The following is a 14,919-nucleotide window of genomic DNA, read 5'->3' on the forward strand; positions in this document are numbered from 1 at the left end:
CAACTCTAAATACCTTACCCCTCTTGAATCTATCTAGCTAGAACATCAGAGCATTCTAGATTAAACTGGACAGATCTCTTTTTCGGAAATCACCTGGGAATTAACTTGATCACTGTCGATCATTGTCTCAGGTTCAAACCCTCGTTTAAATTCTCTCAGCTTCACCTGTTTGGCTTGTAAAGCTGTCTTTAAGACTTCAACAGCCTTGCGGGGTTCTCCCTGACCACAGAAGAAGAAATCAGCCGCAAAATAACCGTATTCAGGCCAGGTATGAATAGCGATATGTGACTCGGCTAGTGTGGCGGTTGCCGTGACTCCGTGGGGACTAAACTGATGTACACAGAAGTCAATTAAAGTAGCGTTTCCTGCGGTGATAGCTTCTAGAATTGAGTTGCGAATTCGTTCAGGATCGTTGAGCAGTTCAGCAGGACATTGCCACGCATCGAGAATTAAATGAGTACCTAATTTTTTCATTTAGTTGGGTTCCACCTCCCCTAGTAATTCAGATGAGTTTAAGCATACTCAGCTCTGTAGACCTATGACATCCCACAAAGGGATGATCTTTAGATAAGCTGAGATTTGCTTCCTTTTCTAGTGTATAGTCTTTTTGGAAAAATGATCACTCTTGAAAAATAATTTTTAATCGAGTTCGACTCAACCCTTGTCCCCTATGGATGAATCTGTCAAAATGTCCATGTCGTGCAGATGAAGCGATCAAAATGTCCAAATTACCCAGATATTGATGAATTGGGGATGACAGCTTGATCAAACACTTTATTTTCGGTATTGATCGCCCGAACCATCATCTGATCAGCATAGACCTCAAAGGTAGCAAAGCTCAGTTCTGGCGTTGAATATTCTGTCCATTCTGAACGTTTAACAAATCTATTCATAGCACCTGCACCACAAGTTAAATAAGTAGTACCATTGAGAGAACGACTGCGTTCATAGTTGTGATCGTGGCCATTAATATAGAGTTGAACGCCATATTTTTTAAACAAGGGTGTTAAACTTTCAACTAATTTTTTGTTCCCGCCATGAACTCCCGAAGAATAAACGGGATGATGACCAAAAACCACTTTCCAAGGGGCATCGCTGCGACGGAGTTGTTCTTCTAACCAAGTCAGTTGAGTTAACCAATCTGCATTACTATTGGTATCTAACGCCAAAAAATGTACCGGATCTTGACGAAACGTGTAATAACGTCCCTTCATATTAAAGCCCGGATAACTCAGTTGTAAATTCCCGTTTTCTGTGCGAATATCGTGATTTCCTAAACAGGCTTGAAATTTAACGCTACTTTGCAGTAAAGTTTTATAGGGCTTCTCAAAAACCTCCTCGATCCGTTCAATTTCCCCATTCGGATAAATATTATCTCCGGCTAAAAGGGCTAAATTAAAAGGGTATTGTTGATGATAACGAGTCAGGGCTTCAGCCACTGCATATTGCCCCGGTTCACCTGTTCCGGTATCGGCTAGAGCAACAAAACGGAACAAAGGTTCTGTCGTGGGAATCGATGCAATGGGAGTCGGACTCATTGTCGTTTGACTGTTCGGAGTTCCGGCTTGTAAATTCTCAAATCTCCAAATCGAACCGATTACACTTCCACAAACAAGACTAGAGAGAATAAATTGACGGCGTTTCATCTGGAAAAACTTAGGTATTCAACAGCTACAATAAAATGATACATTAGGATTAAAAATTCCAGACTTGAGTCTAGCACATTTGACCTCGCTCAACGGTTAGCCGGGAATTAAAAATGTCTGAAGAACAATTCACCTCTCCTCGCCCTAAAAAACCACAGACACGCCCCCCTCGACGCAATATTTTGATCAACCTGACCCTTCAAGTTTTACGGGGCTTGATTGACCAACTCGAAGGGATTGTCGCCCAATTAGAAAATCCATCTTCCCCGGAAAATTCCCGGAACCCAAACGAAAGAAACCGCTCTCGACATTATAGCTCTAAAATATTATCACCGATTCGGCGATTTTTGCCCCCAGTTGTCAATCGAATTTTACCTGATCCGATTTTAGGACTCGTCATTGGGGCAATAGTTGTTATCCTATTCAGTCAGATTATCAAACAGTTTCCCAGTCGTGAACCCCCCCCTGAACTTGCAAAAATAACCGTTCCCTCGCCCCAACAACCAGAAATTATTATCGAGAAACCCTTACAAGAAATCCCCAGTGAACCGCCATTGTCCGCCCCAGAACTTGAACGATTCCCGACAGAACTTGTTCCCGAACCCCCGGCGAGTTTAGAAGAAGTCCCCTCGATTTCAGAACCTGAAAATGTTAGCGAAAACCCTGATCAAATTCCGCAGTTGATCGTTGAAACAGCACCCCCTCAACCTGTGAAATTTATTTCCCCCCCGAACCTCGAACTCACACCCGAACAGTATTTGATTGCCGCAATTCAAAAGAAAATGAACGAATCGACCGCGAAAATTAGCGCAGAAATTATTGCCTCAGTTCAAGCCAACTTTCCCGCTAGTTTATTACGAGTTGAACTCAGTCCGGCTTGGTATGAACTCAGCGAAGACAAACAAACTCAACTGGCGCAAGTCGTTTTTGAACAAGCACAGAACTTTGATTTTACCCGACTCGAACTGATCTCCCCAAGCGGAAAACCCATCGCCCGTAATGCAGTAATTGGCACAAACATGATTATATTAAATCGGACAAATCTTGAAAGCGATCATTAGAAATTCTTAAATTCTTCCGTAGTCTGGATTACAACACAAACTTCAACTTATAGAATATAAAGATTGAAATCAGCAGTATGAGTTTCTCATGGCGAATCCCTTCCTCTTCCTTGAATACGAACCTGCATTTGAAGCGTTAGGCCGTGATTACTACGATGAAGTGGTCGCCGCAGAATTTCCCCTCCATATCCTGCGCTTCCGCAATGATCAAATCCTCACCCAGTTAGGCCTTGACCCCCAAACGGTAACGGACGATCACTTTATCGAAGCCTTTGGCAAATTTGAAAGTGTACGTCCGGCTTTAGCGATGTGTTATCACGGCTATCAATTTGGAGAATATAACCCGCAACTCGGCGATGGTCGCGGCTTTCTCTATGGACAAGTTCGCGGCATCGATGGTGAACTCTACGACTTTGGCACCAAAGGAACGGGTCAAACCCCCTATTCTCGCAACGCCGATGGTCGCCTCACTCTCAAAGGCGGTGTCCGGGAAGTGATCGCCGCCGAAGCCTTACACCGAATGGGGGTGCGAACTTCTCGTACTTTAAGTTTAGTTGAAACGGGCGAAAAACTCTATCGCAGTGATGAACCTTCTCCGACTCGTTCGGCGGCTATGGTACGTTTTAGTAGGTCTCATATTCGCTTTGGCACCTTTGAACGATTACATTATTTTGGTCGTGCCGATTTAATCACAAAATTATTAGATCATGTGATTGAATATTATTATCCTCATTTCAAAACCGAGAGCGATCGCTATGCTTTATTTTATGGTGAATTAGTCAAACGAGTCGCTACATTAGTCGCCCAATGGATGGCTGCTGGATTTTGTCATGGGGTCTTGAATACAGATAATATGTCCATTACTGGAGAAAGTTTTGACTACGGCCCCTATGCGTTTATACCGACTTACAACCCTCGATTTACGGCTGCTTATTTTGACTCGAGTGGGTTATATTGTTATGCCAATCAACCCTGGGTTTGTAAGGGAAATTTAGAACGGCTGCAACAACCGTTGAAAATGGTTATTGATGCAGAAGCATTAGAGTCAGGACTTGATTTATTTGATCACCAATTTCGAGAAACTTATCGCCAACTGATGATCAATAAACTTGGCTTTGGACAATTACCCCTAGCGGAAGCCGAGGAATTATTAAAGCTAACGATTAATTTACTCAAAAACAATGACTTGGGTTATCACGACTTTTTTAGTCTGCTGACTCAAGAATTTTGCGCCGACTGGCAAGATAATTTTAGTCAAATTTGTAAAACAGAAGGATTACCTAAATTTGAAGGATGGCGGAAACTCTACCTGGAAAGTTGGCAACAGCTTTATCATCATTATCTGCAAACCCTCTCCCCGCAACAACTCGATGAAATGAAAGCCCGATTAAAACGATATAATCCGACTGTTGTCCCGCTACGTCCTCAAATAGAAGCCGTTTGGGAACCGATTTTTGTAGAGGACAATTGGGAACCTTTTTATAGTCTGTTGAAACGAATTAAAACAGAATGATATGATCAAAATAATCTCCCAAAATTGCCCCTCTGCTTAAATTCAGCGAAGAAACAACTTAAACCTTTATGATCCCCTCCATGCCGGGTGAAAGTTATCATGGGCCTTTGCCTGCGTTAACGACCCATGAATTCGAGTTACAAATGGCACTTGAACGCGATATCAAAATTTTGGCAAAAGAGATCGGCGAACGCAACTATCTCAACTATGATAATTTGAGAGCCTCAGCCGATTTTTTAGAAACAGAGTTTTTAGATTGCGGTTATCACGTTCAACGTCAAGCCTACGAAGTCAACGATCAAACCTTTGAAAATCTCGCCGTAGAAATCAAAGGAAGCGATCGCCCCGATGAAATTATCGTCATTGGGGGTCATTATGACTCAGTAGCCGGATGTCCAGGCGCCAATGATAACGGTTCCGGCGCGGCGGCGGTTTTAGCATTAGCGCGATTATTTGCCAAGAAAACACCCCGACGAACCTTAAGGTTTGTTGAATTTGTCAACGAAGAACCCCCATTTGCCATGACAGAGGGTATGGGAAGTTTAGTTTATGCCCGTTATTGTAAACAGCGTCAGGATAATATTGTCGGGATGTTGAGTCTAGAGACAATGGGATATTATTCTAACGAACTCGGAAGTCAGCGCTTTCCCTTTCCGTTGGGGAATTTTTATCCTTCGACGGGGAATTATGTCGCCTTCGTCACCCATTTGAAATCCACTTCTCTCGTGCGTCAAATGGTGGAATCCTTTCGCCGTCACACTCAATTTCCCTGTGAAGGTGCAGCCGTTCCGGGTATGATTACCGGAGTGAGCTATTCCGATCATTGGTCATTTTGGGAGCAAGGATATCCAGCCGTGATGGTGACAGATACCGCCATGTTTCGCTATCCCTATTATCACGCCTGGAATGATACACCCGAACAGGTAAACTATGACTGTTTGGCGCGAGTGGTGGCCGGGTTAGAACGGGTAATTGAGGAGTTAGTCTCTTAGTCTATCTAGTATGAGTAACCGGGGACTCGAAAATTTAGTAACTGATCGCAAGTGTTGGTTTCGCTTGAGTATTCCTCACTTTCAAGATCAACGGGGTAATACTCATAGCCGTCTTGATCACAACATTCTAATTCAATCAAGGGTTCAGCATTTTCGGATTCTTCTTTATAGAATAAAAAACGGTTTTCTTCGCATCTATCTAAAGGTTGAAAGTTCCTCACAGTTGTCAGGTATTGATCACGTCCAGAAATGGCTCTAGGGTTGGCAAAATTAGACACTTGTTGCAGTCCATCATAAGCCGCAACGGGAGCTGGAACTTCGATATACTCGATTTTATCTCCGCGATCAATCAGTAGTCCCAATTGACCATTATTGTGACCAACCGCCACAATCTGACTTAAATCTATTTTCGTTAGTTTCATGGAAATTCTCCGGCAAGCCCTATCTGATCAATTTCAGTTTTGACCCCTAACTCTCTAAGAGTCTATCATTTTTTGATTTTTTAGTCAAGTTTTTGAGAGTAACAACACAGATGTAACAGTAAGAAAAGAACTTCTGTTACGCTTTACTCAATCTTTCTATGTAAAAGAGATGTTACAACTTCAGCCTATCCCGTTTTGGGGTTCAAAATGGCTGTAAACTTTTAACAGTAAGAACAGATCACAGAGTTTGAGGAGATTTTCGGGAGAGTTGAGGCGTTAAGATATCAGAAATTGCAGAAATATCTGACACAAAAATGCGCTTCTGGTTATATCATGTAAAAAACAACGAAATTACGTGTTAGGATTGTTTAACTAAGTTCGGAGTAGACTAATGGCAAAATCAGCAACAGAGAAAGCATCAATAGCTCCACTGACGGGAAAAGCTTTACTTCAGAAAGTTAAGTCGCTTGGTAATATGCCAAGACGAGAGACTGCTAAACTTTGTGGCTATTACACCACCACAAAAGATGAGCAAATGCGGGCGAATATGACGGAATTTTACGACGCGCTGTTAGCCGCGAAGGGAATTTCCTTAGATCCCGGTCGAACAGATGGTCGAGGTAGAGAAGCCAGTTATCGGGCTTGCGTACATAAAAATGGATCTCTGGTTATTGGTGCTAACTACACCCAAGCAATGGGCTTAAGACCGGGTGATCAATTTGAAATTCGCTTAGGTCATAAGCATATTCACCTCATTCAGGTTGATGCGAAATCCGGTCAAGAGTTAGACGAAGACGAAGAAGAATAAATTCGCTGATTCATTTCTATGTGATTGACGAAAACAGTTAAATCTGTAGCCCAAGTGCCTCATAAGTTATGAGGTATGGGCTACGGGGTTAATTTATATATCATTCGAGATTAATCTTGAGAAGCAAAGCATGGTGATCATTCATCAGTTGATCTCCGTTGAAACCCAAGCCGGGATAAGCATTTACAACATTACACCGGAGATTGTAAGCCGTCTAGAGTCGAGTGGGATTAGCAACGGCCAAGTCCTGATTTTCTCCCGACACACCACAACAGCCTTAGTGATTAATGAGGATGAAGAACGGTTATTAGAGGATATCAAAGTCCACCTGAAAACCTTAGCCCCTGCTGATGCCAAATACCTGCATAACGATCTACACTTAAGAGACGTTCCCCCCGATGAACCGATCAACGCTCACTCCCATTTAATGGCGATGATGCTAAGTACCAGCGAAGTCATTCCAGTGGTAGAAGGAAAACTCGGTTTAGGAACTTGGCAGTCCGTGTTATTTTTGGAGTTAGACGGGCCACGAACACGCAGCGTATCCCTACAAATCATGGGAGAATAAAGCAAAAGACTTGACAAAATTTAAAAAATAGGTAAATGATTAGTCTAGAGATCTGACTCATGGCTAGATTTTTATGCTGGAACTCCTAAACCTGTTTGATGTGAGTTTCTATCTGAACCAACATTCGGATGCTATAGAAGTAGTAGAAAATACAGTATTAAACCGCCAACTCGATCATTGCCGACTCAAAGATCAGTTTGCCGACTGTCACCCCCATTTGTTTGAAGCGAAACAACAAGAGCAACGTCGATCTCCAGAGATTACCAAAGCCATACAACTCCGTAAACTATACTCAGGACTTGATCCTCACCTCCAATGGAGTAAAATTACAGAACAGCTCGTAATACCCCCATTGAACGAGCGCATTGCTCGCCACAATCACCCCAAGATAGATTCTATTCATTCTCTCAATTCTGAAAAAATTGTTAGAGGACTCACACCCTTAATTGATCCAGAAAAATCAGCAAGCCGCGATCGCACCACTCAAACGGTGATTCTCTGGAATGAAGCCACCCAGCAAGCCGTCCGCAACACTTCTCCAGGCCCTACGGTGTCTTCTCGCGCCTATTCAGTCGTGCATACCGCCATGTTTGATGCTTGGGCGAGTTATGATCCCGTAGCCATCGGTACCCAACTCGCAGATCAGCTACAGCGTCCCCCCAAGGAAAACACCCTCTCTAATAAAAGTGAAGCCATCAGTTATGCTGCCTACAGCACCCTGATCGACTTATTCCCGACTCAACAGCAAGTCTTTGATGATCTGATGCAGCAACTCGGCTACAGCCCGACAACTGCGATCGCCAGCCCCCAAACCCCCAGAGGAATTGGACAAGCTGCCAGCACTGCTGTGCTTCGCTTTTGCCACAAGGACGGATCAAACCAATTAAACAGCTACGCAGACACAACGAATTATCAACCCGTTAACCCTTCGGAGAGTCTAAGCGACCTCAACCGTTGGCAACCCCTACGAGTTCCCCTCAACGACCCCAAAGGCCGCCTACAAGCCTTCCTAACGCCTCACTGGGGGACTGTTATCCCCTTCGGTTTAACCTCCGGTTCCCAATTTCGACCCCCCGCCCCGCCTGACTTGGCAACACCGCTATACCGTCAACGAGTCCAGGAAATCTTAGACTACAACGCCAACCTCACCGATGAACACAAAATAATCGCCGAATATTGGGAAGACGGCCCCGGAACCTCTTTTCCTCCCGGTAAATGGATGGCTATTGGGCAGTATATTTCCCAACGCGATAACCATAGTCTCGATGAAGATGTCAAACTATTTTTTATGCTTGCCAACGCCCTTTTTGATGCGGGAATTGCGGCTTGGGACTCCAAACGGTTCTATGATTATATTCGCCCTGTATCGGCTATTCGTAGCCTGTTTAACGGTCAACAAATTCAAGCTTGGGCAGGCCCCGGTAAAGGCACACAAACCATTGACGGTAGCCAGTGGCACCCCTACCAACGCCTGAATGATCCGACTCCCCCTTTTCCCGAATATGTCTCGGGACACAGCAGCTACAGCGCCGCCGCCGCCGAAGTGTTAAAACGGTATACTAAAAGTGATCACTTTGGGGCTTCCTATACCGCCCCCGTTGGAAGTTCCCGCTTTGAACCCGGTATTACCCCCACTCAAGAAATAACACTCTCCTGGCCGACTTTTTCCGCCGCCGCCGATCAAGCGGGAATTTCTCGGTTGTATGGTGGGATTCATTTTCGCGATGGCGACTTAAACGGACGAATACTCGGACGAAAAGTTGGGGAAACAGTCTGGAATAAAGCCCAAACCTTCATTAATGGAGGAGGTAGGAGCGGGTTTATTGACAGTCAAGAGTAACCAGTAAGCCGTATTTTCAGTTTACAGTTATCATTGAGCAGGGCAATAATCCTCTAAAATAGAGCAGTAACTTAGTTGACAATTTATGGTACAACACGGTACTATGTGTAAGATAACAGAATACATCTATGCAACGAGCCTTCAAGACCCAACTCAAACTTAATAACCGTCAAAAGACCTTAATGGCTAAACACGCGGGATATTCTAGATGGGTCTGGAATTGGGCCTTAGCGATGTGGAACGAGGCTTATAAAGAAGGACTAAAACCTTCAACGAACAAGCTCAAAAAATTCTACACCAATTACATTAAACCTCAATACTCGCAGGCTACAACCCTAAGTTCTAGAGTTTATCAATTTGCCTTCATGCACTTAGGGGAAGCTTTCAGTCGCTTTTTTCAAGGCGTTGCTGAACATCCTAAATTCAAGAAAAAAGGTAAAAATGATAGCTTTACTTTAGATAATTGCGGTAAGGTAATGAAGTTTTCAGGAAGGAGGTTAAAACTTCCTTTTATTGGATGGGTTAACACTTACGAACCCCTTCCCAGAATCCAGACTAAACGAGTTACAATTAGTCGAGTCGCCGATTCTTGGTATATCTCTGTAGGCTATGAGTTTGAGCCAGAACCGACTGTTAAATCAAGAGTTTATCTGGGTGTTGATGTTGGAGTTAAGGCATTGGCGACCTGTTCAGATGGTACTGTTTTTGCCAATCCAGCAGCCCACAAAAAAGCGCAAAAAAATCTAGCCAGACTTCAGCGCGAACTCTCTAGAAAACAAAAGGGTTCTAACAACAGGAATAAAGCTAGACTAAAACTAGCAAAAGCACATCAAAGAGTGGCAAACATTCGCAAAGATACAATTCACAAACTAACCTCATGGCTATGCAAAAACCACGCAGTTATCGGGTTAGAAGACTTGAATGTTTCTGGGATGTTAAAAAATCACAAGTTAGCGGGTGCTATTGCTGATTCTGCTCTTTCTGAAATTCGTCGCCAAGTCGAGTATAAGTCTGAGTGGTACGGTTCAAGAGTAGTGTTTGCTGATAGATTCTATCCGTCAACTAAGACCTGTTCTAATTGCGGTCACGTTCAAGAAATAGCACTGAAAGAACGAGTTTTTAACTGTAATAATTGCGGTGTAAGCATTGACCGTGATTTGAATGCCAGCCTAAATTTATTACATTATGCCGAGGGCTTCTCGGTAAAAAGCCTGTCTGACCGGGTGCTGCCGACAGTCCGGGGTGAAGCAGGAAGTAAACATTAACACGGTTTGTACCGCGTTATATCAGTTTTATAAAGCAGTCCAAATCTCAGTAAACTTAGGGCAATGAATTCCCCTTCTCTACGAACTTTAGGTGTGCCTCCCAATGCTTGGGGCGTGACGGATGCGATCGCGGATCTGACTCGTCCAGTTGTTGAACCTCAACCTATTACCCTCGCTACGGAAACGAAAACCCTGCGACTAGACTTAGCCAAAGCTGCTATTTTAGTCATTGATATGCAGAATGATTTCTGTCATCCTGATGGTTGGTTAGCCCATATAGGGGTAGATGTCACACCCGCCCGTCAACCCATCGAACCTTTACAAAAGCTTTTACCCGTGTTGCGATCGGCAAATGTTCCCGTTATTTGGATCAACTGGGGAAATCGGCCTGATTTACTGAATATTAGTCCAGCAACGCTTCATGTTTATAATCCTACAGGCGAAGGGGTGGGTTTAGGTGATCCGTTACCCAAAAATAATTCACCCGTTTTACAAGCCGGAAGTTGGGCGGCGGCTGTTGTTGATGAACTCGAACAAAAACCGGAAGATATTCGAGTTGATAAATACCGCATGAGTGGCTTTTGGGATACGCCGCTTGATAGTATTTTACGAAATTTAGGCAAAACTACGTTATTTTTTGCCGGGGTAAATGCCGATCAATGTGTGATGGCGACGTTGCAAGATGCCAACTTTTTGGGCTATGACTGTATTTTAGTTAAAGATGGCACTGCAACCACATCACCTGAATATTGTTGGCAAGCGACGCTTTATAATGTTAACCAATGTTTTGGTTTTATTTGCGACTCCGAAGGGATTTCGCAAGCGATCGCCCAACTTTAAATCTATAAAAACCCGGTAACTTTTGAGAAACCGGGTTTTTTAGGGCTTACAGTTATACTTGACCGGACTGAAAACCGTTATAATTATTGCTGTTTTAATTATTGCTTTTTCCAACAGAATTTAGGGAATAAACCCACTAAGAATAAAGCAACTAACGCTGAAGGTTCAGGAATTTCTTGGGCGACTTCCGGTTCAGCATAAATAAAATCATCAGTTGCTACTAAGTCTATGCCATTTTCGGGGTCATCAGCCGGGCCGGATGTAATTGTGTTACTGTCAAGATCGACATCAAAAATGGTATTGTTGCCTAAAATAAGTTCAACCTCAGTGATCACAGGTTCATCAAATAAAACCCCTAAAAAAGACGGTAGACCACTTCCGCCCGGTTCCACAAAATATTTCCCTAAACTGACTGAACCGTTAAAAAACTCAATACTACTGGTATTGGGAAGTTCAACATCAAGAAAAATCGCCCCAAAACCCCGAGTAGCAGCAGGGGTAGTAGTTCCGGCGAGAGTGAAACTTTGATCAATTTCGTTGTCGTCTTCGCCAAAATGAACGAAAATATTATTTGGACTAAAAGCCGGAAACTGACCCGCAACTCCCGAATTAACGCTTTCTAAACCATCGCCACTGACGATATAAACATCATCATACAAGGCACCGCGAGACAGAAAACGATCTTCAGGAATACCGACCACTTGATCAGGAACGATCACCTGAGTATTGCCACCAAAATCGGTTCCATCTAATAATACACCATCCCAGTTGACCGTGCGAAATCCGCCGATTTGCGGGCCGATAGCGGTGGTATTATCCAACCCACCAATAGCGGCTTTCATCGCTGCAAAAGCGGTTGCTGCATTGTCACCCACACCACTAAACAAAGTAGCGGCTTGTGCTTTTTGAAAAGGGATAGACACTGCCAATATTCCCGTTAATGCGATGCACAACGGTTTAAAAGTAGTCATAAAATAATCTCCTAACTCTAACAAAATCTTGAGTAGTCGAGATGAAGCCTACTGTTGTGCATCTTAGCCTATAACGTTCTGTATGTTTAGTGAAACTCTCCAAGTTTTACATGAACTACCCTTCTGTAAAGATAATTTAGATAAATTTAAAGGAATTGTAAAATAGTCAAATTACCATTGCTGGACTTTAGTTTTAACAAAATAATTAATTTTAAATCCGAAAACTGGGAATGCGGTGATTTGAATGATTCCAAAAATCAACGTGATTTTTGATAGATATTTCAACAATTAATGTTTCAGGAATATGAACCTTTCTTTCAAAAACAAACTCCCCGTAATCAGCCAAGTCATCAAGACCGATAAAATTGAGGATAATCTCAGCTACTATCCAAATAAAAAACTTTAAAACAGACTGATTTAAGTATTCCATAGCCTCTCACATCCTTGATTAACCTCCATTGAGGAATCATCAAAAAATCAACAACTTAACCTCATCCTTATTTTAAATAAGACCTGAGATAAATTTCTTCTTTCCCCTGAGAGATTTCTGAAGAAAGAGATTCAATAAAATATCCTCATTGATAGCAGTATCAAGGCAGATATTGGAAATTTTTATGAGGAGATTGACAAAAAAACACAAATTCACGAAGATTTTATCTCTTAGTGTCTCTGTGTCTTGGTGGTTTTTCTGATGTCAAATTAAAACCCACAAAAAATAAGCCAGATTTCTTCAAGAAACCCGGCGATAAAATTAACATAAATTTTTGAATCATTTATTCTCCGGCTGACCAAGGTTCCATAAACTTTGGATACAGCGTTAGTCCGCCATCAATATAAAGAGTTTGACCCGTAATATAAGACGCATCATCAGAAGCCAAAAAAGCTGTAATTGCAGCCATTTCTTCAGACGTTCCGACTCGTCCCATCGGAATATGCTGTTCAATTTCTTGTCTTTTTTTCTCATCTTCTGACCAAGAATTTATCGGTGTTGCCGTTGCGCCCGGTGCAATAGCATTAACCCGAATTCCATGTCTTGCATATTCTAAAGCCAGCGTTTTAGTCAGGTTTACCATACCCCCTTTACTAATAGAATAACTCACATATTGAGGTCGAGGAATAATCTCATGCACACTAGAAACATTAATAATTACACCGCCATTATTCTGTTTTAAAAACTGTTTAATCGCTTCCCGAGAACACAAAAAAGCACCTCGGAGATTCACCGAAATCACTTGATCAAAATCCTCTGTTTTTACTTGATCAGAAGGTTCTGCGATTTGCATTCCCGCATTATTCACTAAGATATCTAAACTACCCAATTTTTCGACAACTTCACCACACATTCTGATAATATCTTGCTCGTTAGAAACATCACCTTCGACGGGTATATCTTTACCCCCACAGTCTCGAATTTGATTGCAAACTTGATCAATCATTTCTTCTGTATCTTTAACTTTTTCAGGATTTCCCCGATAATTAATCGCTACATTTGCCCCTTCTGTTGCAAAGCGAACAGCGATCGCCTGACCTATTCCAGAAGTAGCTCCAGTGATTAACACATTTTTCCCTTTCAACCCTTTCATTATGATTTTAATCCTCCTAATATTTATTCTTGAATATTTAACGAAAATCCCAGGGTTTAACCTGGGAAAAATCAGCGCATCAAAAGTTATGACTCAAACCTATTCTTTCTCAGTTTTACTGTCCGAAGAAATCTTTAACCGCATCAACTACATTATCAGAAGTTCTTTCAAGATCATTGTGGGCTTCGCTGCTTTGACGTTGGATGTCGCCGACATTTTCTTGTGCTTTTCCTTGAGTTTGTTTGAGTGAACCTTCAGTTTTGGCTTGAGCTTCTTTCATATTTTTTTCTGCTGCTCCGACGGCTTGGCGTGCTTTACCTTCCACTTTATTTGCTGTACCTTCTCCCAATACATTGTCTACCATTGAAGAATTAGTTGCTAAGATAGAAGAAGTATTCAGACTCAGGGCTTGAGCCGGTAAAAATGAAGCGGTTAGTAAACCTGAACAAAATACAGCTAATGATACAAAAACACCAAATTTTAAAAGCAATTTACGAGCAAATCTCATAGTTTAATCTCCTCTGTTGATTTCACAACAGCTTCAGTATTTATCGTTGAATATTTGTTCCAACGTTTCACTTTCAGAATAAACGGGTTTGAGGTCAATTGACCTCACTCTTTAGAGATAACTAAATTGGAGGTTGGTGGACATTTTTGGTCAATTTAAATCCTTTTAATCTCTCTTTAGATAGAGTGATTTTTTTCAAAACTTTTGATATTCTTTGAGTTAGATAAAAAACGGTTTAACTGAAGATTAAATTAGGAGTGTTTAACAATGAGTTTAGAAGATAGAGTGGCAGCAACCGCTAAAAATTTAGAAGGAAAAGCTCAAGAAGCGATGGGAGAGTTTACCGGAAATCCCCAAGACAAAGCCGAAGGAAAAGCCAAGCAAACTGAGGCTCAACTTCAACAGACTGTTGAAAACATGAAAGATGAAGTCAAAAAGAAAATTGACTAACCGTCACCGCAGGCTCCGGCGTAAAACGACGGGGAACGGTTGACTGATTTAACAATTGATTTTGCATAAGACAGAAAGGATCTAATTCATTTTAGATCCTTTTTTCTGATGAAAATTTAACTCTCTTAAATTATACAGATTGAATTGAGTTTCAGAAAAGACATAAACCACTCCTCTTTCAATCACTTTAAAAACAACCCAAGTTCTTGAGTTCATTCTTTGCAAAAATGGATAAGTATAGATACTTATTTAATCTTCTCAAGCTGGTCAGATTGATCACATTTTGACGTTCAACTCACCCGTTTCTGTGTCATTGATTTAAGCTTCCTAACAGTTTGTGTACAATCCTAAAATAATATTTAAATCTTTGAAAAGATCCTGTATAATACAGCTAGCTTGTACTAGCTTATGCAATCTTCTCCTGAGCATTCTGCCAGCAGTCGGATGCTGAC

16 protein-coding genes are annotated in these 14,919 nt (G+C 42.0%); 9 read left to right on the forward strand and 7 right to left on the reverse strand.

Going from position 1 to position 14,919, the window contains the following annotated elements; translation table 11 throughout:
• Positions 1-60: 60 nt before the first annotated feature.
• Together speD and VB836_RS24530 are read right to left on the reverse strand one after the other, a co-directional pair.
• Positions 61-474 (reverse strand): adenosylmethionine decarboxylase, encoded by a 414-nt coding sequence (gene speD / locus VB836_RS24525; protein ID WP_323223395.1) that lies wholly within the window; start codon positions 472-474, stop codon positions 61-63.
• 254 nt (positions 475-728) lie between these two features.
• Positions 729-1,646: a metallophosphoesterase gene (locus VB836_RS24530; protein WP_323223397.1), complete on the reverse strand. Its 918-nt coding sequence runs from the start codon at positions 1,644-1,646 to the stop codon at positions 729-731.
• A 113-nt stretch (positions 1,647-1,759) separates the two neighbouring features.
• On the opposite strand from VB836_RS24530, the gene VB836_RS24535 reads away from it, so the two are divergent.
• From VB836_RS24535 to VB836_RS24545, 3 genes are all read left to right on the forward strand, one after another.
• Entirely contained in the window at positions 1,760-2,707 is a 948-nt protein-coding gene (locus tag VB836_RS24535) for a hypothetical protein (RefSeq protein WP_323223399.1), read from the forward strand.
• A gap of 88 nt (positions 2,708-2,795) precedes the next feature.
• The gene (locus VB836_RS24540; RefSeq protein WP_323223400.1) at positions 2,796-4,220 is read left to right on the forward strand and encodes a protein adenylyltransferase SelO; all 1,425 of its coding nucleotides are present in this window, start codon (positions 2,796-2,798) and stop codon (positions 4,218-4,220) included.
• A 68-nt stretch (positions 4,221-4,288) separates the two neighbouring features.
• Entirely contained in the window at positions 4,289-5,212 is a 924-nt protein-coding gene (locus tag VB836_RS24545; RefSeq protein WP_323223402.1) for a M28 family peptidase, read from the forward strand.
• Positions 5,213-5,217: 5 nt separating this feature from the next.
• Here the strand turns inward: VB836_RS24545 and VB836_RS24550 are convergent, their stop codons facing one another.
• Positions 5,218-5,634 carry a hypothetical protein gene (locus VB836_RS24550; protein WP_323223404.1) on the reverse strand — a complete coding sequence of 139 codons (417 nt, stop codon included), beginning with the start codon at positions 5,632-5,634 and terminating at the stop codon, positions 5,218-5,220.
• 391 nt (positions 5,635-6,025) lie between these two features.
• On the opposite strand from VB836_RS24550, the gene VB836_RS24555 reads away from it, so the two are divergent.
• The 5 genes from VB836_RS24555 (at position 6,026) to VB836_RS24575 (ending at position 10,955) form a co-directional block, all read left to right on the forward strand.
• Positions 6,026-6,442: an AbrB family transcriptional regulator gene (locus VB836_RS24555; RefSeq protein WP_046278050.1), complete on the forward strand. Its 417-nt coding sequence runs from the start codon at positions 6,026-6,028 to the stop codon at positions 6,440-6,442.
• A 130-nt stretch (positions 6,443-6,572) separates the two neighbouring features.
• On the forward strand, positions 6,573-7,010 hold the full coding sequence (locus tag VB836_RS24560; protein WP_323223405.1) for a secondary thiamine-phosphate synthase enzyme YjbQ: 438 nt from the start codon (positions 6,573-6,575) through the stop codon (positions 7,008-7,010).
• 73 nt (positions 7,011-7,083) lie between these two features.
• Positions 7,084-8,850, forward strand: coding sequence for a vanadium-dependent haloperoxidase (locus tag VB836_RS24565; protein WP_323223407.1), 1,767 nt, complete (start codon positions 7,084-7,086; stop codon positions 8,848-8,850).
• Positions 8,851-8,978: 128 nt separating this feature from the next.
• On the forward strand, positions 8,979-10,115 hold the full coding sequence (locus VB836_RS24570; RefSeq protein ID WP_407659751.1) for an RNA-guided endonuclease InsQ/TnpB family protein: 1,137 nt from the start codon (positions 8,979-8,981) through the stop codon (positions 10,113-10,115).
• A 63-nt stretch (positions 10,116-10,178) separates the two neighbouring features.
• The gene (locus VB836_RS24575; protein ID WP_046278053.1) at positions 10,179-10,955 is read left to right on the forward strand and encodes a cysteine hydrolase family protein; all 777 of its coding nucleotides are present in this window, start codon (positions 10,179-10,181) and stop codon (positions 10,953-10,955) included.
• Positions 10,956-11,053: 98 nt separating this feature from the next.
• Here the strand turns inward: VB836_RS24575 and VB836_RS24580 are convergent, their stop codons facing one another.
• The 4 genes from VB836_RS24580 to VB836_RS24595 all read right to left on the reverse strand — a co-directional run bounded on the left by VB836_RS24580 (position 11,054) and on the right by VB836_RS24595 (position 14,017).
• Positions 11,054-11,926: a hypothetical protein gene (locus VB836_RS24580; protein ID WP_323223409.1), complete on the reverse strand. Its 873-nt coding sequence runs from the start codon at positions 11,924-11,926 to the stop codon at positions 11,054-11,056.
• A 211-nt stretch (positions 11,927-12,137) separates the two neighbouring features.
• Positions 12,138-12,356, reverse strand: a complete 219-nt coding sequence (locus VB836_RS24585) for a hypothetical protein (RefSeq protein WP_046278055.1) — start codon at positions 12,354-12,356, stop codon at positions 12,138-12,140.
• 343 nt (positions 12,357-12,699) lie between these two features.
• Positions 12,700-13,509 carry a glucose 1-dehydrogenase gene (locus tag VB836_RS24590; protein ID WP_323223411.1) on the reverse strand — a complete coding sequence of 270 codons (810 nt, stop codon included), beginning with the start codon at positions 13,507-13,509 and terminating at the stop codon, positions 12,700-12,702.
• A gap of 115 nt (positions 13,510-13,624) precedes the next feature.
• Entirely contained in the window at positions 13,625-14,017 is a 393-nt protein-coding gene (locus VB836_RS24595; protein ID WP_323223413.1) for a CsbD family protein, read from the reverse strand.
• A 267-nt stretch (positions 14,018-14,284) separates the two neighbouring features.
• On the opposite strand from VB836_RS24595, the gene VB836_RS24600 reads away from it, so the two are divergent.
• On the forward strand, positions 14,285-14,467 hold the full coding sequence (locus VB836_RS24600) for a CsbD family protein (RefSeq protein WP_323223415.1): 183 nt from the start codon (positions 14,285-14,287) through the stop codon (positions 14,465-14,467).
• Positions 14,468-14,919: the final 452 nt, after the last annotated feature.

The sequence above is a fragment of the Limnoraphis robusta BA-68 BA1 genome, assembly GCF_034932365.1.
Lineage (GTDB): Bacteria > Cyanobacteriota > Cyanobacteriia > Cyanobacteriales > Microcoleaceae > Capilliphycus > Capilliphycus robustus.